This is a genomic window from Streptomyces sp. NRRL WC-3618 (genome assembly GCF_001280005.1).
Taxonomy (GTDB): Bacteria; Actinomycetota; Actinomycetes; order Streptomycetales; family Streptomycetaceae; genus Streptomyces.
Genome location: NZ_LGDW01000091.1, coordinates 1 through 25,090 on the forward strand (window position 1 = coordinate 1; position 25,090 = coordinate 25,090).

The window sequence follows — 25,090 nt, forward strand, 5'->3', positions numbered from 1 at the left end:
CTCCCCCACCGCTCAGCATGACCCCACGTGACCTCCCCCCTCCGCGCCCTCCTCCCCGACCTCTCCCCCTGGCGGGACTCCGCCGATTTCCGGAAGCTCTGGCTGTCGGGGCTGATCACCAACTTCGGGAGTTTTCTGACCTTCGTCGCGCTGCCGGTGCAGATGAAGGAGCTGACCGGGTCCGCCGCCGCGGTCGGGGCGATCGGGGCCGTGGAGCTGGTCCCGCTGATCGTGTTCGGGCTGTACGGCGGGGCGCTGGCCGACGCGGCGGACAAGCGGAAGCTGATCCTGTGGACCGAGGCGGGGCAGGGGGTGCTGTGCGCCGTACTGCTCGTGAACGCGGTGCTGCCCGATCCGCTGGTCTGGCCGCTGTTCGTGGTCGCCGCGCTGACCTCCGCCCTCGGGTCGGTGCAGCGGCCGGCGCTCGATTCGCTGATGCCGCGGATCGTCGCCCATGAGCATCTGCCGGCCGCCGCGTCGCTCAACTCCCTGCGGTGGACGGTCGGCGGGGTCGCGGGGCCGGCGCTCGCCGGTGTGGTCGTGGCGTACGCGGGGCTCGGCTGGGCGTACGCCGTCGACCTGGTGACCTTCGCCGTGTCCATGCTGTTCGTGGTGGGGCTCGCCTCCTCCCCCGCGTCCCATGAGGCGGCGAAGCCGTCGCTGCGGTCGATCGCGGAGGGCGCCCGGTACGCGTGGAGCCGTAAGGAGCTTCTTGGGACGTACGCCATCGACCTGGCCGCGATGTTCCTGGCGATGCCGCTCGCCGTACTGCCGTTCCTCGCCGACGAGTTGGACGCGGAGTGGTCGCTCGGTCTGATGTACGCGGCGATCCCGGCCGGTGCGCTGCTCGTGAGCCTCACCAGCGGCTGGACGTCACGGGTGCACCGGCACGGACGGATGGTCGTGCTCGCGGCGGTGGGGTGGGGGCTGGCGATAGCGGCGGCCGGGATCGTCGGCAACGTGTGGCTGGTGCTGCTGTGCCTTCTCGTCGGCGGCTGCTTCGACATGGTCAGCGGGATCTTCCGGGGCGCGATGTGGAACCAGACGATCCCGGACGAGCTGCGCGGACGCCTCGCCGGCATCGAACTGCTCTCCTACTCCGTGGGCCCACAACTCGGCCAGGTCAGGGCAGGCGGCGTGGCCGCCTGGCGCGGCGTACGAGCGTCCGTGTGGACGGGCGGCCTCGCGTGCGCAGCCGGAGTGGCCCTCCTGGCCATGTGCCTACCGGCCCTGATGCACTACAACGCACAAACAAACGAACACGCCCTTCGCCTACGCAAGCAGCGGGAGGAGGCTGCCGCGTGACCAGGCGAAAACATGCGGACCCGAGCCCCCTCAGGGGCGCGAGGAACTGCGCGACAAGCCACGACGAACCCGCAGACACCACACAGGCCCCAGCCACCCCAGGGGCGCGAGGAACTGCGCGACAAGCCACAGCGCACCCGCAGACACCACACCGCACCGCCGCCCCGCGGCCGCCGCGCCCCGCCGGACGGCGCCCCCTCAGCCCTCGCCCTCGCCGCGCGCCTCCGCATCGCGCCACTTGGGATCGCTCTCCCACTGAACGTTGCGCTCACGCGCCGTCTCCATCGCGTGCTCCGCCTCCGTCCGCGTCGCGTAAGGCCCGAAGCGGTCCTTGCCCGGACAGTCCGGGCCCTCCTCGACCTTCTTGTGCTCCAGGCAGTAGTACCATTCGCCCGGTTTGCCGACCGTGCGCTTCTTGAACAGGGCCATGGTCCGGTCTCCTTTCCCCAGGGTCATCGTCCCCCACCAGGGCTAGTTAAACTCGCTGGCATGTCTGGCCAGTCGCTGCTCGTACCAGGGGAGCTCTCTCCCATCCGTTCCGTGCCGGGAAACATCCGTCGCCCCGAGTACGTCGGCAAGCCCGCGCCGACGCCGTACACCGGGGCGGAGGTGCAGACGCCCGAGACGATCGAGGCGATGCGGATCGCCGGGCGGATCGCCGCGCGGGCGATGGCGGAGGCCGCGAAGCTCATCGCGCCCGGGGTGACCACCGACGAGCTGGACCGGGTGGCACACGACTACATGTGTGACCACGGCGCCTATCCGTCCACCCTCGGCTACCGCGGCTTCCCCAAGTCGCTGTGCACGTCCGTCAACGAGGTCATCTGCCACGGCATCCCGGACTCCACCGTGCTGCGGGACGGCGACATCGTCAATCTCGACGTGACGGCGTACATCGGCGGGGTGCACGGCGACAACAACGCGACGTACCTGGTCGGGGACGTCGACGAGGAGTCCCGGCTGCTGGTGGAGCGCACCCGGGAGTCCCTGGAGCGGGCCATCAAGGCCGTCAGGCCGGGCCGGCAGATCAACATCATCGGCCGGGTCATCGAGTCGTACGCCAAGCGCTTCGGCTACGGCGTGGTCCGGGACTTCACCGGCCACGGGATCAACTCGTCGTTCCACTCCGGGCTGATCGTCCCGCACTACGACAGCCCGCACGCCACGACGGTCATCCAGCCGGGGATGACGTTCACGATCGAGCCGATGCTGACGCTCGGTACGCACGACTACGACATGTGGGACGACGGGTGGACGGTCGTCACGAAGGACCGCAAGCGCACCGCCCAGTTCGAGCACACGCTCGTGGTGACGGACTCGGGCGCGGAGATCCTGACGCTCCCCTGACCCACCCCGCCCGCTCAGCCGTCAAGCGGCACAGCCCGCCCTCCTTCGCTTCGAGGGCGGGCTGTGGCGCCGTCAGCGCTCGAGGAACACCCGGCCCCCGACCTCCACCCACCCCATCGGCTGCGGGGCCGTGAGTATCTGCGACCCCTTGCCCTGCGTGATGTTGAGCGCCCGGCCCAACTGGTGGGTCAGCAGCAGCGCCGCCGCCCCCGTCGCCTCGTCCTCCTCGATGCCGTCGTCGCGGCCGGGGAACGCGCGGGCCCGTACCCGGCCCGCCGCCTCGTCCTCCCACGCCCACGCGTAGATCCACTCCCCCGGCGGCGGCACCGGAAGCGCGTCGACCTCCACGGCCGACCCGTACCGTCGCAGCGTCCGCTCCGGCACCCACTCCGCGCGGGCCTCGATCCAGCTGAACTCCCCGTCCAGCCGGGCCCCCACCAGACCGGCCGGCGTGACCAGTTCGGGCACGTCGAGCAGCCAGGCCGAACCGACGCAGGGGTGGCCGGCGAAGGGCAGGCGCAGGGTGGGCGTGTAGATGTCGATGATCCCGCGCTCGGGGTCGTCGACGAACACGGTCTCGCTGAAGCCGAGTTTCGCCGCGAACGCCTGCCGCTCGCTCCGCTCCGGCATGACGGAGCCCTCACGGACCACGCCCAGCTCGTTGCCGTATCCCCCGTTGGGCGCGCAGAAGACGCGGAGTACGTCGTAATCAGTCACGCGCGCATCAAACACCCTGGTGGCAGGCGTCACCAACTCCGCTCCTCGCACGTCCGTCTGCCTGTCGGGCAGCCGCTTGCCGCCGCTTCCGTGTCCGCGCGCCGGAGCTGTCTTGATCTCGACGGTCCGGGAATCCTTGACCTGTGCATTACCTGTGCATGAGAGCTGCTTTAGATTGCCTTGGGATGTCGATGAATCGGCCGTGATCGGAGCGTGGCCAGACACCGCCCATGAGAGGTGAATCACCGATTGCCCGGGTATCACTGAGGCAAGCCTTAGGTAAGTTAGGGCTGCCTCACCAAACTTGTGTGAGCCCGGACACGTCGTTTTTTCGCCACTCACGCGATTCCCAGGAGCCCGCATGCGAGCCGTCAGACTCTCCGTCGTCACCGCCGCCGCCACCGCGGCGGCCCTTGCTGCCGTCACCGGCTGCGCGGAGAAGGGCAGTTCCGCGAGCGGCGACCGGGTCATCGGCGTCACCGCGACGGACGACAAGTGCGAGGTGTCCAAGAAGGAGTTCCCGGCCGGACACGTCGAGCTGTCCATAGAGAACAAGGGCTCCAAGGTCACCGAGGTCTACGTCCTCTTCCCGGACGACCGCATCGTCACCGAGCGCGAGAACATCGGCCCCGGCACCAAGCAGAAGGTGACCGCCGAGATGAAGGCCGGCGAGTACACGATCGCCTGCAAGCCCGGGATGAAGGGCGACGGCATCCGGCAGACCGTCAAGGCCACCGGCGGCAAGGCCGCCAAGCGCGACCCGCGCCTGGACGCGGCCGTCGCCTCCTACCGCAAGTACGTGCAGGAGCAGGCCGACGCGACGCTGCCGCTCGCCGAGACCTTCGCCAAGGCGGTCAAGGCCGGCGACCTCGAAGCCGCGAAGAAGGCGTACGCGCCCTCCCGCATCGGCTGGGAGCGCACCGAGCCGGTCGCCGAGTCCTTCGGTGACATCGACCCGAAGGTCGACGTCCGCGCGGACGGCCTGGAGGCCGGCCAGAAGTTCACCGGCTGGCACCGCCTGGAGAAGTCCCTCTGGGCGGACAAGAAGATCACCGCCGAGGACAAGACCCTCGCCGACCAGCTGATCACCGACCTCGACGAGTGGCACGAGCGGGTCGGCGAGGCGGAGATCACCCCGACCTCGATGGCCAACGGTGCCAAGGAACTCCTCGACGAGGTCGCCACCGGCAAGGTCACCGGCGAGGAGGAGCGCTACTCGCACACCGACCTCGTCGACTTCAAGGCCAACGTGGAGGGCGCCGAGAAGTCGTACGAGCTGCTGAAGCCGGTCACGAAGGAGAACGACGCGGCGCTGGTCACGGAGCTGGACAAGCAGTTCGCGGCCCTGAACACGCTGCTCGACAAGTACCGCACGGACAAGAACTCGTACGACTTCACCTCGTACGACAAGGTCGGCGACACCGACCGCAAGCAGCTGTCGGACGCGGTGAACGCGCTCGCCGAGCCGCTGTCCAAGCTCGCCGCCGCCGTCGTGAAGTAGAGAGGACCGACTGCCATGACGGAGACAGCCAACACAGACGCACAGACGCCTGAAGCCCCTGCCGGCGGTACCTCGCGGCGGGCGCTGATCGGCTGGGGCGGGGCCGGGCTCGCGCTCGGGGCCGCCGTGGCCGGGGGTGGCGTGGCCATGACCCGGGGCAGCGACGACGTACAGCCGGTCGCCGCCGACGCGGGCGGGGCCGTCGAATTCCACGGCGGGCACCAGGCGGGGATCTCGACGCCGGTGCAGGACCGGCTGCACTTCGCCGCGTTCGACCTGGAGACGGACGACCGCGCCGAGTTCGCGCAGATGCTCAAGGACTGGACGGCGGCGGCCCGGCGGATGACCGCGGGGCTTGCGGTCGGCGAGGGCGCGTACGGCGGTCTCGCCGAGGCGCCGCCGGACGACACCGGTGAGGCGCTGGGGCTGAAGCCCTCGCGGCTGACGCTGACGATCGGCTTCGGGCCCGGTCTGTTCGAGAAGCTCGGGATGGCGGAGCGGCGGCCGGAGGCGCTCGTCGATCTGCCGCAGTTCTCCGGCGACAACCTCGACAAGAACCGCAGCGGTGGCGACGTGTGCGTCCAGGCGTGCTCGGACGATCCGCAGGTCGCGGTGCACGCGATCCGCAACCTGGCCCGGATCGGCTTCGGCAAGGTCTCGGTGCGCTGGTCGCAGCTCGGCTTCGGCAAGACGTCGTCGACGACCCCCGAGGAGCAGACCCCGCGCAACCTGCTGGGCTTCAAGGACGGCACCCGCAACATCGCGGGCACCGAGACGGACCGGCTGAAGAAGTTCGTGTGGGTGGACGGCGCGGACACCGACGACAAGTCGGCCTGGATGGAAGGGGGTTCGTATCTGGTCGCGCGGCGCATCCGGATGCACATCGAGCCCTGGGACCGGACGTCGTTGCAGGAGCAGGAGGACATCTTCGGCCGCGACAAGGGCGAGGGCGCCCCGGTCGGCAAGGCGAAGGAGCGCGACGAGCCGTTCCTGAAGGCGATGAAGCCCGACGCGCACGTGCGCCTGGCGCACCCCGACTCCAACCACGGGGCGACGCTGCTGCGCCGCGGCTACTCCTTCACGGACGGCACGGACGGCCTCGGCCGCCTGGAGGCGGGCCTGTTCTTCCTCGCCTACATGCGCGACGTCCGCAAGGGGTTCATCCCGGTGCAGCGCAATCTCGCGACGGACGCGCTCAACGAGTACATCCAGCACGTGGGTTCGGCGGTCTTCGCGATCCCTCCGGGCGTCCGGGACAAGGACGACTGGTGGGGCCGCGCACTGTTTTCCAAGGAGGCGTAGGGCGCCGTGTTCGCGAACTATCTGATCGGTCTGCGCGAGGGACTGGAAGCCAGTCTCGTCGTCTGCATCCTCATCGCCTATCTGGTGAAGACGGGCCGCCGTGACGCCCTGAAACCGATCTGGATCGGCATCGGCGTCGCCGTCACCCTGGCCCTCGGCTTCGGCTGCGCGCTCGAATTCGGCTCCCAGGAGCTGACGTTCGAGGCGCAGGAGGCGCTCGGCGGCTCCCTGTCGATCATCGCCGTGGGCCTGGTGACGTGGATGGTCTTCTGGATGCGGCGTACGGCGCGGCATCTGAAGTCGGAGCTGCACGACAAGCTCGACGTGGCGCTCCAGATGGGCACGGGCGCGCTGGTCGCGACCGCGTTCCTGGCGGTGGGCCGGGAGGGCCTGGAGACCGCGCTGTTCGTGTGGGCGTCGGTGCGGGCATCCAGTGACGGCACCGAAGGGCCTCTGATCGGCGTGCTGTTGGGCATCGCGACGGCGATCCTGCTCGGCTACCTCTTCTACCGGGGTGCCCTGCGCATCAACCTGTCCAGGTTCTTCACCTGGACCGGCGGCATGCTGGTCGTGGTCGCGGCGGGCGTCCTCGCCTACGGCTTCCACGACCTCCAGGAGGCCGACATCGTGCCCGGCCTGACGAACAGGGCCTTCGACATCAGCGGGACGATCCCACCGGACAGCTGGTACGGCACGCTCCTCAAGGGCGTCCTCAACTTCCAGCCGGACCCGACCGTCCTCCAGGTCACGGTGTGGGTGCTGTACCTGATCCCGACGCTCGCGCTGTTCCTCGCCCCGGTAGGGTTCGCCTCCGGGAAGGGGAAGGTGAAGCCAGCTGATGAGCAGGGTGAGCAGGGGTCTCGGCCCGCGAAGTCCACACACGCCTCGTAGGCCTCGAACGCCGCGGAGCCTTCTTGGCCGAAGCGCCCTCGCGGCGGTCTCGGTGACCGTGTTGTCGCTGGCCGCGAGCGGCTGTGTCGTGGTGCACGGCGAGCGCGAGGTGCTCCCGGCGGCGACCCCGACGGAGGCGGCCGAGGCGCTGAAGGACTTCACGGCCGCCTACAACGAGGCGGACCGGACGTACGACCGTGCCCGGGACGCCGACTACGTGACTGGCGCCCTCGGCGCGATCGACGCGGCGCGGCTGGACGCCGGTCACGAGATCAACCCGAGCGGCAACCCGTCATACGTACCGCTGGAGTTCACGGACACCAGGTTCACGATCCCCAAGAAGGCGGGCTGGCCGCGCTGGTTCGTGGCGAACGCCGACGCCAACAAGGGTGACGACGCGCGCTGGCTGCTGGTGTTCACGCGCAGCAACGTGGCCGAGCCGTGGGCGGTGGCGTATCTGACGCTCCTCGACCCGGACGACGTACCGGCGTTCAGGACGGACAAGGACGGCCTCGCCGAGCCGGTGACCGCGAACTCGGCCGAACTGGCCGTCGCCCCCGAGGACTTGAGCAAGGACTACGCGACGTTCCTCGGCAACGGCGGCGGTGACGTCTTCGCGCCCGGGGTGCACACGAGCGGCTGGGTGGCGCAGCGCAAGAAGAGCGCGATCAAGCCCGGGCTCGTCACCCAGTACATCGACGAGCCGCTCGGCAAGGGCGACTTCGCCCCGCTGGGCCTGCGTACGGCGGACGGCGGCGCGCTCGTCTTCTTCGCCACGCACCACTACGAGAAGCAGACGGCCGCACAGGGCACGGCGATCCCGCCGCCGGGCGACAGCGTGCTGGCGCTGACGACGGGCGAGATCAAGCAGTCGCTGACCCTGGAGTTCGTGTCCAACCAGGCGGTGCTGGACCCGGGCCGGGGCGCCCCGAACAAGGGCGTGGAGTTCCTGAGCCGCATCCAGGGGCTGACAGCGGCGCGGGGGGAGTAACTCCCGTCGGCCGTACGGTCGTTCAGCCTCGGTGGGGCCAGGCGGCGGGGGCGTGGTCGGGCTCCTCGCCGGCGTACCGGGCGCAGGCGTCGGTGAGGACCTCGAGCAGGCTGAGCGGGTCGGGCAGGGCGAACTCCGGTCCGCGTACCCAGTAGACGCCCTGGTCACCGGGCAACTGGGCGGGCGGTACGAGGACGTAGGAGCCCCGGCAGTGCCAACGCAGGCCCGGATGCTCGTCCATGGTCTCGGGGTGGCAGTCCAGTTCGCAGGGCCACCATTCGTCCTCGTCGTCGGGGGTGCCGCGCGTGAGGGTGAAGAACAGGAGCCGTCCGTCGTCGCTCTCGGCGACGGGTCCCACCTCGATACCGGCCCCGAGCAGCCGCTCCAGCGCCGAGCGGCCCGCTTCGAGGGGCACGTCGAGGACGTCGTGGACTATGCCGGTCGCGGTGATGAAGTTGGCCTGCGGCTGGTGCCTGGCCCAACGCTCGATCTGGGCGCGGTCGGTGGTGGACTGCGTCTGCCAGGCGAAGGAGATGGGGTGCCGGGCGGGCGTGGGACATCCGACGCGGTCGCAGGAACACCGGTAGGCGGAGGGGTGTGCGGCGGGCGCGAGGGGCAGTCCGGCACGGGCGGCGGCGAGCAGCAGTTCCTCGCGGCGCCCGCGCTCGGCCCGGTCGGCGGCGTCCTGCCGGTCAGTGGCCCGGCGTCCACGCAGCCACTGGGAGATCCGGCCCTGCCGGCCTGTCGTACGACCGTCGAACTCCGCGCTCATGTATCGCCTCGCCTCGCTGCTGTTGTGCGGACAGCCTGCTCCATGGTCCCACCATCCTGCGCCGTGAGGGGCCGGAGCCGACATCCGGGGTACGTGGGACGAGGCACGCGGCGGGTCCGATCGACCGATTTCCCGCCGATTAGCAGGATTTACCACCCGCTGTTTTCAGCCATCTTGGGCTCAGCTGTTACCGGGTGAGGCAATACCGCCCAAGGCGTAGTCGACGAGGGTGTCCGTGTACCCGTACGAGATCGGGCCGGTGTGCTGGAGCCAGCGCTGCGCGAGCGGGGAGACGAAGAGTTCCAGGGCGATACGGGGGTCGACGCCGGCCCTCACCTGCCCCGCGTCCTGGGCGGCGCGCAGGCGCTGGACGTAGAGCTGGAGGGAGGGTTCGAGGAGCTTGGCGACATACCGGCGGCCCAGTTCCTCGTCGACGAGGCCCTCGGCGGCAAGGGCGCGGGAGGGGACCGCGAACACGGGGTCGAGCAGTTGGTCGACCGTGAGGCGCAGTACGGCCTTGAGGTCGGCGGCGAGGTCGCCGGTGTCGGGGATGACGTACGGCTCCCCGGGCCGGGCGGCCTCGGCGGCCTGCTCGCTCAGATCGAGGAAGGCCTCCATGAGCACGTCCCCCTTGGAGGACCACCACCGATAGATGGTCTGCTTCCCGACGCCGGCCCGGGCGGCGATGCCCTCGATGGTCGTCCTCTGGTAGCCGACCTCGCCGATGAGGGCGAGGGCGGCGTCGTAGATGGCACGCCGGGACTTCTCGCTGCGGCGACTGGAGTCGGGGGCGGGTTTGGCGGGGGGTTCGGCGGGAGCGGGCTCGGTGGGGGTGGACTTCTGGACCATGTCGGCAATTTATCAGGTTGACAAGACGGAGCGTCTCGCCAAAGGTGAGGGAGTTCGATGGAGCGAGACGATACGTATCGTCAATGGCTACGGCTACGGCTACGGCAGACAGAAGGAGACACGTCATGGCACGAGGCGGCGGAAACATGCTCGGCGTCGGCGGCACCCGCAGCAACCTGGGCAAGGGCGCCCTGCGGGGCGGCGGCCGGGGCAAGCAGGTGGGCGGCGGGACGGACCCGCAGGCCCAGAAACGGGAACTGCTGCGCAAGTTGCAGGAGAAACACACCGAGGAGGAGGGCACGACGGAGGACGGCACGAAGGAACAGGCCGTGCAGGGGGAGGTCGCGCAGGAGGGACGTACGTCGGAGCGGGCCGACCCGACCGACGAGTGACCGTGGGCGGCGGTCACCTGGTCCCGCGTGGAGCCGGGTTGCCCCCCGCCTCCCACAAGTCAACGTCACCTGACACCTGAGGAAGGCAGAGAACGTTGACCAGACAGCCCCACCCCGTCGACCACGAGCTCATCCAGGCCGCGGCCCACGTGGCCCGCACCCGCTGCCGGGGCGACAACCACACCATGGCCGCCGCCGCCCGCACCCCCGACGGCCTGATCGTCACAGCGGTGAACGCCTACCACTTCACCGGAGGACCCTGCGCCGAACTGGTCCTCATCGGCACGGCAGCCGCGCAGGGGGCCTACGACCTGGACACGATCGTCGCCGTGGGCGACCGCGACCGGGGAGTCGTGCCGCCCTGCGGCCGGTGCCGGCAGGTCCTGCTCGACTACTTCCCCACCCTCAAGGTCATCGTCGGCGAAGGCGACCGCCTCAGAACCGTCCCCATCACCGATCTGCTCCCCGATACCTATGTCTGGGCCGACCACCAGCTCGATACCGAGTAAACCGCTGTCGCAGCCGAATGCCCCACCATGTTCCCGACCGGGGTGCTGGGGTTCCAGTGGTCGTCGTACCCCCCAGCTCAAGGAGGTGACGGGCCGGGCTGGTCGGCGTGAACGAGCGCACCAGCCCTGAGTGGCCCAACGGTCGGTGGGATCCACAGCGGCTCGGACCGCGGGTGGGCCGTGCGGTGTCCGTCCCGTCGGCACGAAGTGAGTGCCTGTGCCCAGGCAGCAGGCACCCACCGCTGAGCCGCCCCGGTATCTGCGTTTCGACGGGACGGAAGTGGAGGGACACCGTCGGCCGCCCGGGCACGCCTGCGCCGAGCTGAGGGGTTCCCGCGAGGGGCGACGCCATGCGTGCTCGTGCCGATGGGCGTACGCACGAACGGCCCCAATGAGTGGAGGCATGTGCCGGAAATGGTCAGGGCCCCAAGAAGGCCTGACGCAAGTGGCCGCGTCTACATTTTGGCACCGGAGTGCCGGGGATTTCCCCCCTCAACACTCTTCGACTCTTCGACTTGACGGGCGACGGCAAAATCACGGTTCCGCAGTGTTTGCAGACGATACGCTTCCGGCAGATCAGGAATGGCCAGGAGGCGGTCACACGCTTCGAGGGAACCTTGAACATCCCCTGCCCAGTAAGAAACGACGGAATACTCGAAGAGCATCCCCCACTTATAGACCCATGGGTGAGTGAACAGAATATCGTCGGGCTCCGTGCGGTTGATCCCCGCACACGCGAAGGCATGCCCGGCATGGTAGTTCCCACGCTTCCGCAGCCGTGAGACCAATTCGAAGCATGCTTCAAGGCGCTGCGGCCGCTGCTCCCATGCCCGCGCGAGGGTATCCATGGCTCCCGGCCAGTCGCCGGACTCATCCTTGAGGATTCCTGCCTGCAGGAGTGAGTAATAGACCTCCTCTCCCCAGCCACCCATCTCCGCACGGCGTTCGTAAAGGGCGATCGCCTCTTCGGTGCGACCCATGTCACGCATGGTCTGGGCCAGGTAGAACGCACTGCGCGCGTTCGTGGGATCGCGCTCGAGCTCCGCGCTCAGCAGGGCCAGGTCTCGTTCGAACTTGTCGTGCCGGGAGCCGCCGTCGGCGAAGTGCTCGATCACGAGGGCGTCGAGGTTCTCCTGTTCGTGCTCCTCGTCGGCGGTCAGGTACTCGTGCGTCACGCCTTCGTAGCGCCAGTGCAAATCGCCGCGGACGAGACGCTTGATCCGGTAGGCGAGACTACCCGCGTGCGGGATCATGTAGGACGCACAGGACAGCGGAGGCAATGGCCCTTCTTGCCGAATGGTCATGTCGGCGTCCATCAGCAGCAGGTAGTCAGCTTTCCCGCGGGCGCGTTCGATGTTGAGTGTCCGATTGACCCCGAAGTCAACCCAGGGGTCCTCATGCAGCTCGCCGGGGACACCGTCGAAAGCTTTTTTAATCAGATCCTGAGTGCCATCCGTCGAGCCCGTGTCGGAGATGACCCAGGTGTCGACGATGTCGCGTACCGAGGCGATGCACCGCTCAATTACAGCCGATTCGTTCTTTACGATCATGCAGAGGCAGATGGTCGGCTTCATGGTTCTTTCCCTACTTTCGTGTTTCCAATCGGGCATGACAATAAAAGCCTGAATCACGTAGGAGGAAGTCGCCGCAATCACTGTAGACACCTCGACTCAAGGAACGTCGCCGCAACGCCGATTCTTGTTATGAGCGAGCCGGGCGGGGCGACAGGAAGCGGGCGGGTGCCGGTAGACCGGCCGCCACCCTTGCCTCACGGAGCGGATACACCCGGCAGGCGTCCAGGAGTTGGCTGGTCACGCCCAATCGGCGGACATGTCATGAGCGTGACGTGACATCAGAACGCAGGGGCGGCTCGGGCGGGAACGGTGGCGTAACCCAAAGTGCGCGAACAGTCGCTCCTGGTAATGATGTGGATGTCGCCCCTTCCGGGGTGGCGTGACTCTTCGACTTCTCGAAAGCAGGAGACCACATGAGTCCTGACGCCAGGACAACTTCCTCACTCGGCCCGCTCCCCAGGCGGAGCACTTGGATCGCGGGCAGCAGCCTCGCATCCCTCGCTCTCGTGCTTACGGGCATGGCCAGCCCGGCTCTCGCGATGGGGCACACGAAAACGGTCGCCAACATAGCCTCTGCCAGCAAGCCTGGTGGCGACGGATGCCGAGACGGCCACTGCGACGACCAGGGTGACCAAGACGGCTATGGCGACAGCGGCGACAACGGCCAGGTCGGCCCCACGGGGCCGAAGGGGCCGAAGGGGCAGACGGGTGCTACGGGGCCGACGGGCGCCACAGGGCCCAAGGGGCCCAAGGGGCCGACGGGCGCCACGGGACCGACGGGCGCCACGGGCCCGACCGGCCCTGCGGGTGCCGACGGTGAGACCGGCCCGACCGGCCCTGCGGGTGCCGACGGCGAGACCGGCCCGACCGGCCCTGCGGGTGCCGACGGCGAGACCGGCCCGACCGGCCCTGCGGGTCGACCGGCCCGACCGGCGCCACCGGCCCTGCGGGAGCCGACGGTGCGACAGGCCCGGCCGGCCCGACCGGCGCCACGGGAGCCACCGGCGCGACAGGCGCCACCGGCCCTGCGGGGGCCGACGGCGCGACAGGCCCGGCCGGCCCGACCGGCCCGACCGGCCCGACCGGAGCCACCGGAGCCACCGGAGCCACCGGAGCCACCGGCGCTACGGGAGCCACCGGCGCGACAGGCGCCACCGGCCCTGCGGGGGTCGACGGTAGCGTGGGTGCCACCGGCCCTGCCGGCGCCACTGGCCCCACTGGCCCCGCCGGACCGGTGGATGCGGTGATCGTCTCCCAGGACTACAACGTCCTGGTGGGCGTCAACGCGTCCTACGACTCCCCGACATGTCCGGCCGGCACCACTCCCATCTCTGGAGGACTGTCTGCCACTGGTCTCGCCACCGTCCTCGGGCAGAGCTTCCCGAACGGAGACCACTGGACCGTGACCGCGACCGCGGGTGCCGCCACCACCATTACGGTCTACGCGGTCTGCAGCTGACCGCACGCCTCACGAACGCCTTTGCACGTATGAGTCCCCGCCGGGCTTCTTCCGGCGGGGACTCACGCGCGCTGAGGTTCCACCTCGGCTCGGCGCGGCGGAAGAGCCTGCCTTCGATCTTCCATCCGTCTGTCCAGCTCGCACCTGCGCTTCCTGGACCGCCAGCCGGCCGATCGCCGCCGGCAGGTCGGCACCAGCCGACGGAGGCTGCCCCCCGCATCGCCAGGCCCTGCTGGCGCTACTTCCCGTCCTCCGCCACCGGCGGCCAGCCGTCCCCCCAGTCCGCGTCCCGCGCGGCGCGGTACAGCGTCCCGTGTCGCTTCGTGACCGTTTCCCGGCGGAGCGAAGGTTCCGTCTCGCACAGGTCGAGGAGGACCTGGCCCTTGCGGATCTGCGGCCTGCGTACGACGCGGGCGGGGGCCGGGGTCACCGGGAAGCGGGTGGCCGCGACGTAGCTGAACTTCTCGTCCTCGTACGAGAGGGACCCTCCCTTCACCTTGCGGTGGAGGGAGGAGCGGCTGACCCGGGCGGAGAAGTGACACCAGTCCTCGCCGGGGACGATCGGGCAGGCCTTGCTGTGGGGGCAGGGGGCGGCGATGTGGAAGCCGGCGCGCACGAGCTGCTCGCGGACCTCGATGACGCGGCCGTAGCCGTCGGGGGTGCCGGGTTCGATGACGACGACGGCCTGGGCGGCGCCGGCCGCCGCGTCGACCACCGAAGTGCGGTCGGCCTCGGTCAGTTCACCCAGGACGTACGAGATGGTGACGAGATCAGTGCTCTCGATTTTGAGCGCCGCTCCGATCCGAGAGCGCTGCCACTCCGCACCCTTCAGCTCCGGGTTGGCGGCGGCGATCTCCCGCCCGAGGGCGAGCGCCGGCTCGGCCCAGTCCAGCACGGTGACCGGCCGTACGCCCTCCCATACGGCGTTGACCGCCCAGGTCGCGGCCCCCGTCCCGCCCCCGACGTCGACATGGCTGCCGGGCGCCCAGCCGGGCGCGGCCACGGCGAAGGCGTCCAGTGCCGAGCAGACCGCCTCGAAGGTGGCCGGCATCCGGTAGGCGGCGTACGCGGCCACGTCGGAACGGTCCCGCAGCACGGGTGCGTCGGTGGGCGTCTGTCCCCGGTAGTTGGCGATCAGCCGCTCGACCGCCTGCGCGGCGACCTTCGACGGCAGCCCGTCGAGCAGACCGGCGAGGGAGGCGCGCAACGCGTCAGCAGGGGAAACGGGGTTGTTCACGGGGTGATTCTAGGGGTGGGGGTGAGGAACGGGTCTCCCCCCGGGACCGGGGTGGGACCCCCTCCGTCGCGCTCGCAGCCGCTTCCCCGACCCACAGCCCGTATGCGCGCCCGCGCCCTAGCCGTGCTCGTTGATCCGGCGCAGAAACGCTCGCGTCCGCTCGTGGTCGGGGTCGGCCATGAGTTTCTCCGGAGGGCCTTCCTCCAGGATGACGCCCTGGTCGAACATGACGAGGCGGTCGGCAGCGGAGCGGGCGAAGCCCATCTCGTGGGTGACGACGATCATCGTCGTGCCGTCCTCGACCAGCTCCTTCATGACCTCGATGACCTCCCCGACCATCTCCGGGTCGAGGGCGCTGGTCGGCTCGTCGAAGAGCATCAGGGCCGGCTTCATGGCGAGGGCGCGGGCGATGGCGACGCGTTGCTGCTGCCCTCCGGACAGGGCGGAGGGCCGCGCCGACGCCTTGTGGGCGAGGCCGACCCTGGCCAGCAGGGCGTGCGCCCGTTCGCGGGCCTCGGCCTTCGGCACGCCGAGGACCTTCATGGGGGCCGCGGCCACGTTCTCCAGGGCCGTGAGGTGCGGGAAGAGGTTGAAGCGCTGGAAGACGAAGCCGATGTCGCGGCGGCGCTCGGCGACGACCTTCGGCCGTTCCTCGACCAGTTTCCCGGCGCCGGGGCGGTAGCCCACCGGGCGGCCGTGCACGAGGATCTCGCCCTCGTCCATGGTCTCCAGATGGTTCAGGCACCGCAGGAACGTGGTCTTGCCGGAGCCCGAGGGGCCCACGACGACCACGACCTCACGGGCCATGACGTCCATGGACACGCCGTCCAGGACGCGTACGGCGCCGAAGTTCTTCACCACGTTCCGGGCGGACATCACCGCCGTAGTGGTCGTTTCCATGTCAGTTCGCTCCCTTGGTGACGAGCGAGTCCTCCTTGATGAGCGAGTCCTCCTTGTGGCTGGTGGCACGGCCGCCGCCGATGAACCGGTCGCGCAGGGACGGTCTGACGACCGTGCGGCCGGGGTCGGCGAACTTGCGCTCGATGAAGCGCTGGACGAAGGACCAGACCGTGGTCAGGGCGAGGTAGTAGCAGGCGACGACGAGGAAGATCTCGAAGGTCTTGAACGTCGCAGAGTTGATCGACTGCGCCGTCAGGAACATCTCCTGGAGGCCGATGACCGACAGCAGGGACGTCGACTTCATCATCAGGTTGAACTCGTTGCCCAGCGGCGGCACGATGATCCGCAGCGCCTGCGGCAGCAGCACGACCCGCATGGTCACCGACGGAGTCATTCCCAGGGCCTGGGCCGCCTCCGTCTGCCCGGGGTCGATGGCGTCCAGCGCCGCGCGGAAGATCTCCGCCATGTACGCCGCCTCGTTCACGGCGAGGGTGATGACGGCGGCCTGGACGACGCCGAGCAGGACGAGGCCGCCGAAGTCGACGTCGGTGAACCGGTAGATGCCCGTCGCGGCGAGGCCGTTGTAGACGAGGACGAGCTGGACGAGCAGCGGTGTGCCGCGCAGCAGCCAGACGTAGGTCTGGCCCGCCTGGCGCAGCGCGCGGAAGCGGCTGCGCTGGGCGAGGGCGACCACAAGTCCCAGCGCCACGCCGAGGAGTTGGGCGACGACCGAGATGTAGACGGTCCGCCAGAGTCCCTCGAGGAACGCCCCTGAGGGGGAGACCAGCTGGTGCCAGAAGAAGGCCCAGTCGAAGCCGGCTCCCGGCGCCGAGTCGGCGAGCAGCAGGACGTCGGGCACGTCTACTTCCCCTCGATGTCGTCGCCGGTGAGGTTCCACTTCTTGAGGATCGAGGTGTACTCCCCGTTCTTCTGCACGGCCGCCAGGGCCTTGGTCAGCGCCTCGTGCAGGGCCGCGTTGTCCTTGCGGCTGGCGGCGCCGACCTTGATGCGGTTGAACGGTTCGCCGACCATCGCGAAGGCGCCCGGCTGCTGCTTGAGGGCGTAGGCGGCGCTCTCGAGGGTCGTGCCGTAGGAGTCGACGAGGCCGAGGCGCAGTTGCTGGAGGGCGTCGCTGTCCTTGGTGAACTGCCGGATGTCGATCTTCGCCTTGCCGGCCGCCGCACACTTCTTCGACTGGTCGGTGAGGTACTCGACGATGGTCGTGCCGGTCTGGCCGGCCGCCTTCTTCCCGCACAGGTCGTCCGCGCTCTTGACGTCCTTGGCGCCCTTCTCCGTCACGAGCAGGGTGTTGGAGGCGTACATGTACGGGACGAAGTCGACGACCTTCTCCCGCTCCGGCTTGATGTAGAGCTGGCTGACGATCGCGTCGCACTGCTTGGCCTGGAGCGCCGGGATGATGCCGTTGAAGCCGGTGTTGGCCCAGTTGGCGCTGACGCCGAGCTGTGCGGCGAGCGCGTCCCCGAGCTCGATCTCGGCGCCCACCGCCTTCTGCGACGCGTCGTAGAAGGTCAGCGGGGGCGCGCTGATGTCGGAGCAGTAGGTGATCTGCCCGTCCTTCACCAGGGTGCCGGCGGACAGCTTGACGGCCGCCGGGCCGGTGGGCGCGGGGGTGTCGGCGGCACCGGAGCCGCCACAGCCGGTGAGCGTCGCCGCTGCCGCGACCAGGGCTCCGACCAGCGCGAACGTCGGCCGGGGGGAACAGGGGAAAGACCTGACCATACCGAACTCCTCTACGAATTCACGCTGTTGCGCGGTGGGTAAGTCAATGCCATAGTCATCGTTATTGACTATTAAGTTCCGTGGAACGGAAGCTAGGGCTGGCGGTCCAGGACTGTCAAGGACTACCGGTTACAGAACGGTTAATAGAGGTTCATCGGGAAAGGGAACGATGTCCGCATTCATCGAACGCCGACTGGCCGCGCAGGGCCCCGCCTGGGCCGTAGCCACCCCGCACACGGCTGCGAGCGACGCGGCTGCCGACGTACTGCGCGGCGGCGGCAACGCGGTCGACGCGGCACTCGCGGCCGCCGCCCTGCTGACGGTCGTCTATCCCAACCAGTGCTCGGTCGGCGGCGACCTGCTCGCCCTGGTCGGCACCGCCGACGGTGAGATCCGCTGTGTCAACGCCAGCGGCCGGTCGCCCCGGGCCGTCGACGTCGAGTCCCTGACGGCGGCGTACGACGTGATGCCCGTACTCGGCGCCCTGCCCGTGACGGTTCCCGGCGTGGTCGCCGGCTGGGCCGAGCTCGCGGCGCGCTGGGGCAGCCGTCCGCTCGCGGCGGCGCTCGCCCCCGCCGAGTCCGCCGCCCGGGACGGCGTGCCGGTCGCCCCCGGCCTCGCCGAGGACCTGCGGCGGGAGAGCACCCACCTGGCCCTCGATGCCGGTATGCGCGGAGTGTTCTTCGCGGACGGCGATGTCCTGGCCGCCGGGCAGACACTGCGCCAGCCGCACCTCGCGCGCACCCTGGCGATGATCGGGGACCAGGGCCCGTCCGCTGTCTACGGCGGTGAGGTGGGCGCGAGCCTGGTGAAGCTGCTGGCCGGCCGGGGTTCGGCCATGACGCGGGAGGACTTCGCCGAGCACACCGTACGGCTGTCGCAGCCGGGCACCGCGTCGTACGACGGCGTGGAGTACCTGGCGAGCGGCGACAACTCCCAGGGCGCGTACTTCCTCCAGGCCCTCAAGGCCCTCGATGTCGTCCGCACGGCCCGTGGCCCTCTCGACCCGGCGGGCCGGGACGCCGGTGTGGTCGCGCGCGTGCTCGCCCATGCCGCCACCGACCGCGACCGCCACTGCGCCGACCCCGACTGGGCCACCGTTCCCGCCGACGAACTCCTGTCCGACGCCTACGTCCGGGCCATCGCCGAGGACGCGATGTCGGACTCGCCCGTCCGGCTGGCCGGGCAGCGCAAGGTGTCGGGCGACACCGTCGCCGTCGTCGTCGCGGACGCGGACGGCACCTGGGTCTCCCTGATCCAGAGCGTCTTCCACGCCTTCGGCGCCGCCCTCCTCGACCCCGCGACCGGCGTCGTCCTGCACAACCGGGGCGCGTCCTTCTCCCTCGACCCCGCCTCGCCGAACCGCCTCGCCGGCGGCAAGCTCCCCCTGCACACCCTGATGCCGGTCCTGACCCGCCACGGCGGCGAACTCAGCGCCGCCCACGGCACCATGGGCGGCCGGGCACAACCGCAGGTGCACACGCACATGGCACTGCACCTCGCCGCCGGCGCCACGCCCGAGCGCGCCGCGAGCGCGCCGCGTTGGGTACTCGGAGCCATGGAGGCCGGGGTGACGGAGGGCGCGGGCGTCGTCAAGGCGGAGCGGGACGTGCCCGTCGCCGGGGTCGAGGCCATCGAGCGGGCCGGGTTCGCCGTCGAACGGATCGAGGCGTACGACGACGGTGTGGGCCACGGTCAACTGGTGCGCCGCGCCACGGTCGACGGACAGCCGTGGCTGGCCGCGGCCACGGATCCGCGTGCGGACGGCGCCGCTGTGGCCGGCTGACACCGCACCGGGTTGGTGCGCCACCATGGGGGGGGGCCGACATCGGGGAAGACCGGGAAGGAAACGGGGAAGGAAGCATGACGACGAGCGGGGCCGGCAAGAGCGCGAGCCGAAGCAGGCTGCCACGGGGCACCCTGAGCCAGGAGCTGATCATCAAGGCCGCGTTCCGGGTGGCCGACTCGGCAGGCATGGACAAGCTGACCTTCCAGGCGCTCGGGCGGGAACTGTCGGCCCACCCGACGGCGATCTACCGGCACTTCCGCAACAAGGACGAGCTGCTCCTCGCCCTCATCGACGCGTTGCACGAGGAGGCGCTCTCGCACACACCGCCGCCCACGGACGACTGGGCGGACGACCTGATGCGGATCGCCGTCCACACGCACGACGCCTTCCTGCGGCATCCGAACGTCGGGGCCCTGGCCGCCGCGCGTACCGCACGCCGGGAGAACGAGTTCCGGTCCGTCGAACGGAAGCTCGACTGCATGCGCCGGGCCGGTCTCGACGACGCGGACGCCGCCCGCTACTACCGGGTCTTCGCCGACCTGGTCCTCGCGTACAGCGCCATGGACGCCAGTCTCGCCGCGCTGCCACCGGGACTCCGGGACGCGGATCTGCACGCGTGGACGACGGACTACCTCACGCTGCCGCCCGACAAGTACCCCAACATCGCCCGGGTCGCGCCTCAGTTCCGCGCGCTCGACGACCCCCAGAACTTCGTCACGGCCGTCCAGTCGGTGATCGAACAGGTCCGTACGACGGCACGGAACGGCGATCGGTCGGGCGAGGGTCCGTGACGGTCACCGAGCGCGGCGATCTCCTCCGAGGGCTCGCCGATCCGGGTCGTCAGCCGTGGTCGTCAGCGGTGGTGCCGCCCCGTCAAGGAGACGAGCCCGTCCTCCAGGCCCTGACGGAACGCGGAGCGCCGCTTCTCCGGCATGCCGTGCAGCAGCCGGTCCTCCAGCTTCTGCACCGCCGGCGCGCACGCCGCCAGCAGTTCCTTCCCCTCCCTGGTCAGCCGGGCCTCCATGGTCCGCCGGTTGCCCGGGGCATGGGCGCGCTCGATCAGCCCGCGCTCCTCCAGCGACCGCACGATCTCGTGCATGGTCTGGGGTCGGACGAAGGAGCGGCGGGCCAACTGGGCGGAGGAGAGCGTGCCTCGGTGCTGAAGCACGGTCAGGGCCGTGTACTGGAAGGTCGTGAGCCCGAACGGCCGCAGGGCCTCGTCCATGAAGGAGCGGATGGCCAGTTCGAGCTGCTTGACGAGATAGATCGTCAGCGGGCCCTCATGGCTCTCGGGGTCCCGATCGGCGCCCGGTTCGAGATCCGCGCCGGGAGCTGGACCCGGACCCTGAGCCGGATCCCGATCGGCTGCCTCCGCCATCGTTCGCCCTCCTGGTCGGTCGTCGGGGAGGTCGGGCGAGGCCGTCGTCCGAGGTCAGACGACAGGTGCCTTCACCCGATAACCGACGGGTAGTAGTTCCAGGTCACGTCGGCGAGCCACCGTACCCCACAGACCATGGGGCATCCACAACGTCATCCCGATGGCGAGGGCGCCGAGCCCGATCAGGTACCAGGTACCTCCGTCGGCCCCGAACCAGTCCTGCACCAGGAAGAACATGATCGCTCCGACGATCGGTCCCTCGAAGGTGCCGAGGCCACCGATGACCACCATGAAGATCATGTACGCGGACCACTGGACCCCGAAGACGGAGTCCGGCTGGACCCGCAGGGTGCTCGCGAGGGTGAGTCCACCGGCCGCGGCACCGCCCACCGCCGCCAGGACGAAGACCAGCCGTTTCGCCGAGGTGACCCGAACCCCGACGGACGCCGCGCCCACCGGGTCGTCGCGGATCGCCTCCAGCGCGGCCCCCAGCCTGCTGCGCAGCAGCACGAACACGGCCAGCAGCAGCACACTCATCAGTGCCAGGGCGAGCCAGTAGACCTGGGCCTGGCGCACCGCCGGATCGGTGGCCGACAGATCGGTGAGCGAGCGGCCCGAACCGCCGCCCAGGGAAGGCGAGTTCACCACGAGGAGCCGGAAGAACTCCGCGATCGCCCACATGCCGATGGCGAACTGCCCCCCGGTGAGCCGGAACGCGAGCAGCGAGGTGGGTACGGCGACGGCACCCGCGAGCAGGGCCGCCAGGGCGACCGCGAGAAAGGGGTTGACGCCTCGGTCGACGAAGAGGAAGACCCCGTACGCGCCGAGGCCGATGAAGCCCTGCTGGCCGACGGAGACCAGACCGGCGTAGCCCGCCAGCGCGTTCCACATGGCCGCGATGATGACGAGGACGAACAGGGTCGTCAGTTTCGCGGTCACCTCGGGCGTGAAGGCGAAGGGCGCGAACGCCAGGGCGAGCAGCAGGGCGGCCAGCGCACCGGACGCCGTACGGGAGACGGGCGTCCACCGGTGGATGGTGGCGGTGGCGGTGGCCTTCGGGCGTGCGGTGGCCGTCGGGGGCGCGGTGGTCATGTGCGGCTCCTTGTCATGCCGAGCAGTCCCTGTGGACGGAAGGCCAGGACCGCGAGGAACACCGCGTGTCCGGCGACGATGGAGAAGCGCGGATCCACCTGAGCGCCGACCGTCTGGGCGACGCCGAGGACCATGCCCCCGACGAGCGTCCCCCACAGCGAACCGAGCCCGCCGATCACGACGACCTCGAAGGCGAACAGCAGTTGGGTCGGCCCCATGGACGGGCTGAACGACGACCGCATCGCGAAGAACGCGCCCGCCAGACCGGCGGTGGCGACGGCGATGGCGGCGGCCCAGGCGTACACGCGCCGGCTGTCGATGCCGACCAGTTCGGCGGTGTCCGCGTCGGCGGCGGTGGCGCGGATCGCCCGGCCGATGCCCGTACGGGCGAGCAGCAGTTGGAGCCCGCCGAGCAGCGCGACCGCCACCGCCACGGTCAGCACACCGAGGTACGGGATGCTCACCGACGACCCGAGCTGGAGGGCGGCCGTGGACAGCGGGCCGGCGTCCAGGGAGCGGCTGTCGGCGCTGAAGATCTCCAGCAGCGCGTTCTGCAGCACGATGGCGAGCCCGAAGGTGGCCAGCATCGACGACATCTCGCCGGTGCGCAGCGCCCTGCTGAGGATGCCCCGCTGCAACGCCACGCCGACCAGGCCCATCACGGGCAGGACGAGCAGGACCGCGAAGAACGGGCTGATGCCGACGGCGGCGGCCACCACCGCGACGAGGAACGCGCCGAGGACGGCGAGGTCGCCGTGGCTCAGGTTGACGGTCCGCATGACGCCGAACATCAGGGAGAGGCCGCAGGCGAAGAGCGCGTAGACACCGCCGAGCATGACGCCCTGCACGATGGCGTTGATCCAGTTCATGACGGCTCCTCCCGCACAGTCGCCGCCGTTGAGCGGCTCAGCCCGAAGTACGCCTCGACGACCTGCTCGCGGGTGACGTCGTCGGCTGGTTCGTCCAGGGCGACGCGGCCTTCGAGCATGCACAGCACGCGCCGGGCCACCCCCAGGGCGCGGCCGAGGTCCTGCTCCACCAGCAGCACGGTCGTACCGCCGGAGAGGATCGTGGCGAGCGACTCGTAGAGGGAGTCGACCACGATGGGTGCGAGGCCGAGCGAGACCTCGTCGAGCATCAGCAGCCGGGGGTTGGTCATCAATGCCCTGCCGATGGCCACGGCCTGCTGCTCGCCGCCCGACAGGTTGCCGGCGCGCCGTTTCAGCAGACCGTCGAGCAGCGGGAAGGCGGCCACGACGGCTGCCAGGTCCCACGGGCCGGGGCGCCGTACCCGGGACGCGACCAGCAGGTTCTCCTCCACGGTGAGGTCGGCGAAGAGGCGCCGTCCTTCCGGAACGAGTGCGATCCCGGCCGTGACCCGGTCGTGGGCCCGCCGGGCCGTCATGTCCACGCCGTCCAGGCCGATGCGGCCCTCGGCCGGCCGGTGTGCTCCGGCGACGGCACGCATCAGGGTGGATTTTCCGGCGCCGTTGGCCCCGACCACCGTCACGACCTCGCCCTCGTCCACGGTGAAGGAGACGTCGCGGACGGCGCGCAGCAGACCGTGCCGTACTTCGAGGTTCTCGACACTCAGCAGACTCATGCCGCGCTCCCGAGGTAGGCCTCGACGACCCGGGGATCGGACATGACGACGTCCGGTTCGCCCTCGGCCAGGATCCGGCCCTGGGCGAGGCAGACCAGCCGGTCGATCACCCGCAGAAGCGCGTGGATGACGTGCTCGATCCAGACGATGGCGATGCCGTCGGCGCGCAACTGCCGGATGGTGGCGATCAGTTCGTCCGTCTCGGGGTCGGTGAGGCCGCCGGCGATCTCGTCCAGCAGCAGCACCTGCGGATCGGTCGCCAGCGCCCGTGCCATCTCCAGCCGCTTGCGTTCCAGCAGGGTGAGCGCGGCCGCGGGCCGGTTGGCCTGGCCGAGCATCCCGCAACGGTCGAGTACGCCGAGCACGTGCTGTTGCGCGTCCCGGCGCCGGTGCGAGCCGCCCTGCACGGACGCGACCAGGACGTTCTCGTAGGCCGTCATGCCGGCGAAGGGGCGCGGTACCTGATGGGAGCGACCGATGCCGCTGCGGCAGCGGCGGTCGACCTTCCAGCGGGTCACGTCCTGCCCCTGGAAGGTGACGCTGCCTTCAGAGGGGGCCTGGGCGCCGGAGAGGATGTCGAGCAGGGTCGTCTTTCCGGCGCCGTTCGGGCCGACAATGCCCAGGGCTTCGCCGGGGGCGAGGGTGATGTCGACGCCTTCAAGGACGACCAGGCTGCCGAAGCGCCGGTGAATGCCGTTCGCCGCGAGCACCGGCGGGGCCGGGGAAGCCGCCGGGGCGGCCTCCCCTGTCCCCGCGGTGTCGGTCACCGGCTCAGCGGAGGGGCGACGCGACCCGCTCGGCAGGCGTACTTCTTTCTCAGGTTTCCTGTCATTCACCCCGGCCGGACCGCGCTCGGCACCCGCCTCGGCCCCCCAGTCCCCCAGTCCCCCGCCACCTGGCCTGGCCTGGCCAGGGAGGCGCACACACCCCCGCCCCCGCTACCTTCGCCCCATGCCCAACGAGTGCTTCCGGCATCCCCGCCTCGCCGCGATCTACGACCCCCTCGACCCCGACCGCGGCGACCTGACCGCCTACGTCGACATGGCCGCGGAGTTCGGGGCGCGGCGCGTCCTCGACCTCGGCTGCGGCACCGGCGTGTTCGCGCTGCTGCTCGCGCACCGGGGGATCGACGTGGTCGGCGTCGACCCGGCGCTCGCCTCCCTGGACGTCGCCCGTGCCAAACCCGGTGCCGAGCGCGTCCGTTGGATCCACGGCGACGCGACCACGCTGCCGCCCCTCCGGGTGGACCTCGCGACGATGACCGCCAACGCCGCCCAGGAGATCACCGACCCGCAGGCCTGGCAGCGCACCCTGCGGGGCGTCCACGCCGCCCTCCGTCCGGGCCGCCACCTCGTCTTCGAGACCCGGGACCCGTCGAAACGGGCCTGGGAGCAGTGGAACCGTGACTCCTCGTACCGGGTGACGGAGCTTCCCGGAGTCGGCGCCGTCGAGAACTGGGTCGAGCTGACCGGCGTCAACGGCCCACTGGTGACGTTCCGTTGGACCTTCGTGTTCGCATCGGACGGCGAGGTGCTGACCTCCGACTCGACACTGCGTTTCCGTGAACGGGACGAGACCGAGGCGGAGTTGCTGTCCCAGGGCTACGAGGTGAGGGAGATCCGCGACGCACCCGACCGCCCGGGCCGGGAGTTCGTGTTCGTGGCGCGGCGGCCCGCCTGAGGCCTGAGAGGTGAGGGGGGCGCCCCCCTCACCTCCCCCGCACAGCCCGAGCCACCCGGTCC

At 70.2% G+C, this 25,090-nt stretch carries 26 protein-coding genes; 12 read left to right on the plus strand and 14 right to left on the minus strand.

Annotated elements, in window-relative coordinates; all coding sequences use genetic code 11:
* Positions 1 to 27: 27 nt before the first annotated feature.
* Positions 28 to 1,305 carry an MFS transporter gene (locus ADL01_RS11775; protein ID WP_053741894.1) on the plus strand — a complete coding sequence of 426 codons (1,278 nt, stop codon included), beginning with the start codon at positions 28 to 30 and terminating at the stop codon, positions 1,303 to 1,305.
* Between the two features lie 198 nt (positions 1,306 to 1,503).
* Here the strand turns inward: ADL01_RS11775 and ADL01_RS11780 are convergent, their stop codons facing one another.
* Entirely contained in the window at positions 1,504 to 1,734 is a 231-nt protein-coding gene (locus ADL01_RS11780) for a hypothetical protein (protein WP_053741895.1), read from the minus strand.
* A 60-nt stretch (positions 1,735 to 1,794) separates the two neighbouring features.
* Here ADL01_RS11780 and map point away from each other — a divergent pair, with 60 nt between their 5' ends.
* On the plus strand, positions 1,795 to 2,652 hold the full coding sequence (gene map / locus ADL01_RS11785; RefSeq protein WP_053741896.1) for a type I methionyl aminopeptidase: 858 nt from the start codon (positions 1,795 to 1,797) through the stop codon (positions 2,650 to 2,652).
* A 72-nt stretch (positions 2,653 to 2,724) separates the two neighbouring features.
* On the opposite strand, the gene ADL01_RS11790 is transcribed toward map, so the two are convergent.
* A complete protein-coding gene (locus tag ADL01_RS11790; protein ID WP_053741897.1) occupies positions 2,725 to 3,369 on the minus strand; it encodes a PhzF family phenazine biosynthesis protein in 645 nt (214 codons plus the stop codon).
* Positions 3,370 to 3,730: 361 nt separating this feature from the next.
* On the opposite strand from ADL01_RS11790, the gene efeO reads away from it, so the two are divergent.
* Genes efeO through ADL01_RS11810 form a run of 4 tightly spaced genes read left to right on the plus strand, consistent with a single transcriptional unit; the run spans position 3,731 to position 8,054 of the window.
* Entirely contained in the window at positions 3,731 to 4,870 is a 1,140-nt protein-coding gene (efeO, locus tag ADL01_RS11795; RefSeq protein ID WP_053741898.1) for an iron uptake system protein EfeO, read from the plus strand.
* Positions 4,871 to 4,885: 15 nt separating this feature from the next.
* Complete coding sequence (efeB, locus tag ADL01_RS11800; protein ID WP_053741899.1) at positions 4,886 to 6,172, plus strand: iron uptake transporter deferrochelatase/peroxidase subunit; 1,287 nt, start codon at positions 4,886 to 4,888, stop codon at positions 6,170 to 6,172.
* Between the two features lie 6 nt (positions 6,173 to 6,178).
* On the plus strand, positions 6,179 to 7,063 hold the full coding sequence (efeU, locus tag ADL01_RS11805) for an iron uptake transporter permease EfeU (RefSeq protein ID WP_053741900.1): 885 nt from the start codon (positions 6,179 to 6,181) through the stop codon (positions 7,061 to 7,063).
* On the plus strand, positions 7,011 to 8,054 hold the full coding sequence (locus tag ADL01_RS11810; protein ID WP_199834804.1) for a hypothetical protein: 1,044 nt from the start codon (positions 7,011 to 7,013) through the stop codon (positions 8,052 to 8,054). Before efeU ends, ADL01_RS11810 begins: the two co-directional genes overlap by 53 nt.
* 22 nt (positions 8,055 to 8,076) lie before the next feature.
* Here the strand turns inward: ADL01_RS11810 and ADL01_RS11815 are convergent, their stop codons facing one another.
* On the minus strand, positions 8,077 to 8,826 hold the full coding sequence (locus ADL01_RS11815; protein ID WP_053741902.1) for a bifunctional DNA primase/polymerase: 750 nt from the start codon (positions 8,824 to 8,826) through the stop codon (positions 8,077 to 8,079).
* A 180-nt stretch (positions 8,827 to 9,006) separates the two neighbouring features.
* Positions 9,007 to 9,675: a TetR/AcrR family transcriptional regulator gene (locus ADL01_RS11820; RefSeq protein ID WP_053741903.1), complete on the minus strand. Its 669-nt coding sequence runs from the start codon at positions 9,673 to 9,675 to the stop codon at positions 9,007 to 9,009.
* Positions 9,676 to 9,800: 125 nt separating this feature from the next.
* On the opposite strand from ADL01_RS11820, the gene ADL01_RS11825 reads away from it, so the two are divergent.
* Positions 9,801 to 10,067, plus strand: coding sequence for a DUF6243 family protein (locus ADL01_RS11825; protein ID WP_053741904.1), 267 nt, complete (start codon positions 9,801 to 9,803; stop codon positions 10,065 to 10,067).
* A 95-nt stretch (positions 10,068 to 10,162) separates the two neighbouring features.
* A complete protein-coding gene (locus tag ADL01_RS11830) occupies positions 10,163 to 10,576 on the plus strand; it encodes a cytidine deaminase family protein (protein WP_053741905.1) in 414 nt (137 codons plus the stop codon).
* 455 nt (positions 10,577 to 11,031) lie between these two features.
* Here the strand turns inward: ADL01_RS11830 and ADL01_RS11835 are convergent, their stop codons facing one another.
* Positions 11,032 to 12,150, minus strand: coding sequence for a glycosyltransferase (locus ADL01_RS11835; RefSeq protein ID WP_078960467.1), 1,119 nt, complete (start codon positions 12,148 to 12,150; stop codon positions 11,032 to 11,034).
* Between the two features lie 1,243 nt (positions 12,151 to 13,393).
* Between ADL01_RS11835 and ADL01_RS46040 the strand changes: the two genes are divergently transcribed.
* A complete protein-coding gene (locus ADL01_RS46040; RefSeq protein ID WP_053741906.1) occupies positions 13,394 to 13,609 on the plus strand; it encodes a hypothetical protein in 216 nt (71 codons plus the stop codon).
* 238 nt (positions 13,610 to 13,847) lie between these two features.
* Here ADL01_RS46040 and ADL01_RS11845 read toward each other — a convergent pair whose 3' ends face one another.
* From ADL01_RS11845 to ADL01_RS11860, 4 genes are all read right to left on the minus strand, one after another.
* Positions 13,848 to 14,846 carry a small ribosomal subunit Rsm22 family protein gene (locus tag ADL01_RS11845; RefSeq protein WP_053741907.1) on the minus strand — a complete coding sequence of 333 codons (999 nt, stop codon included), beginning with the start codon at positions 14,844 to 14,846 and terminating at the stop codon, positions 13,848 to 13,850.
* Between the two features lie 117 nt (positions 14,847 to 14,963).
* Complete coding sequence (locus ADL01_RS11850) at positions 14,964 to 15,746, minus strand: amino acid ABC transporter ATP-binding protein (RefSeq protein WP_053741908.1); 783 nt, start codon at positions 15,744 to 15,746, stop codon at positions 14,964 to 14,966.
* A gap of 1 nt (position 15,747) precedes the next feature.
* Positions 15,748 to 16,605: an amino acid ABC transporter permease gene (locus ADL01_RS11855; protein ID WP_053741909.1), complete on the minus strand. Its 858-nt coding sequence runs from the start codon at positions 16,603 to 16,605 to the stop codon at positions 15,748 to 15,750.
* Positions 16,606 to 16,607: 2 nt separating this feature from the next.
* Complete coding sequence (locus ADL01_RS11860; RefSeq protein WP_053741910.1) at positions 16,608 to 17,486, minus strand: ABC transporter substrate-binding protein; 879 nt, start codon at positions 17,484 to 17,486, stop codon at positions 16,608 to 16,610.
* A gap of 169 nt (positions 17,487 to 17,655) precedes the next feature.
* Between ADL01_RS11860 and ADL01_RS11865 the strand changes: the two genes are divergently transcribed.
* Positions 17,656 to 19,272 (plus strand): gamma-glutamyltransferase family protein, encoded by a 1,617-nt coding sequence (locus ADL01_RS11865; protein WP_053741911.1) that lies wholly within the window; start codon positions 17,656 to 17,658, stop codon positions 19,270 to 19,272.
* Between the two features lie 77 nt (positions 19,273 to 19,349).
* The gene (locus tag ADL01_RS11870) at positions 19,350 to 20,066 is read left to right on the plus strand and encodes a TetR/AcrR family transcriptional regulator (RefSeq protein ID WP_053741912.1); all 717 of its coding nucleotides are present in this window, start codon (positions 19,350 to 19,352) and stop codon (positions 20,064 to 20,066) included.
* 62 nt (positions 20,067 to 20,128) lie between these two features.
* Here ADL01_RS11870 and ADL01_RS11875 read toward each other — a convergent pair whose 3' ends face one another.
* The 5 genes from ADL01_RS11875 to ADL01_RS11895 are packed head-to-tail and all read right to left on the minus strand — an operon-like array spanning position 20,129 to position 24,115.
* Positions 20,129 to 20,653: a MarR family winged helix-turn-helix transcriptional regulator gene (locus ADL01_RS11875; RefSeq protein WP_234354597.1), complete on the minus strand. Its 525-nt coding sequence runs from the start codon at positions 20,651 to 20,653 to the stop codon at positions 20,129 to 20,131.
* Between the two features lie 54 nt (positions 20,654 to 20,707).
* Positions 20,708 to 21,745 (minus strand): branched-chain amino acid ABC transporter permease, encoded by a 1,038-nt coding sequence (locus tag ADL01_RS11880; protein ID WP_053741913.1) that lies wholly within the window; start codon positions 21,743 to 21,745, stop codon positions 20,708 to 20,710.
* Positions 21,742 to 22,614 carry a branched-chain amino acid ABC transporter permease gene (locus ADL01_RS11885; RefSeq protein ID WP_053741914.1) on the minus strand — a complete coding sequence of 291 codons (873 nt, stop codon included), beginning with the start codon at positions 22,612 to 22,614 and terminating at the stop codon, positions 21,742 to 21,744. The genes ADL01_RS11880 and ADL01_RS11885 overlap by 4 nt, the downstream gene beginning before the upstream one ends.
* On the minus strand, positions 22,611 to 23,348 hold the full coding sequence (locus ADL01_RS11890) for an ABC transporter ATP-binding protein (RefSeq protein WP_053741915.1): 738 nt from the start codon (positions 23,346 to 23,348) through the stop codon (positions 22,611 to 22,613). The genes ADL01_RS11885 and ADL01_RS11890 overlap by 4 nt, the downstream gene beginning before the upstream one ends.
* On the minus strand, positions 23,345 to 24,115 hold the full coding sequence (locus ADL01_RS11895) for an ABC transporter ATP-binding protein (RefSeq protein WP_199834805.1): 771 nt from the start codon (positions 24,113 to 24,115) through the stop codon (positions 23,345 to 23,347). The genes ADL01_RS11890 and ADL01_RS11895 overlap by 4 nt, the downstream gene beginning before the upstream one ends.
* Before the next feature lie 184 nt (positions 24,116 to 24,299).
* On the opposite strand from ADL01_RS11895, the gene ADL01_RS11900 reads away from it, so the two are divergent.
* Positions 24,300 to 25,028, plus strand: coding sequence for a class I SAM-dependent methyltransferase (locus ADL01_RS11900; RefSeq protein ID WP_053741917.1), 729 nt, complete (start codon positions 24,300 to 24,302; stop codon positions 25,026 to 25,028).
* The last annotated feature ends 62 nt before the right edge of the window (positions 25,029 to 25,090 follow it).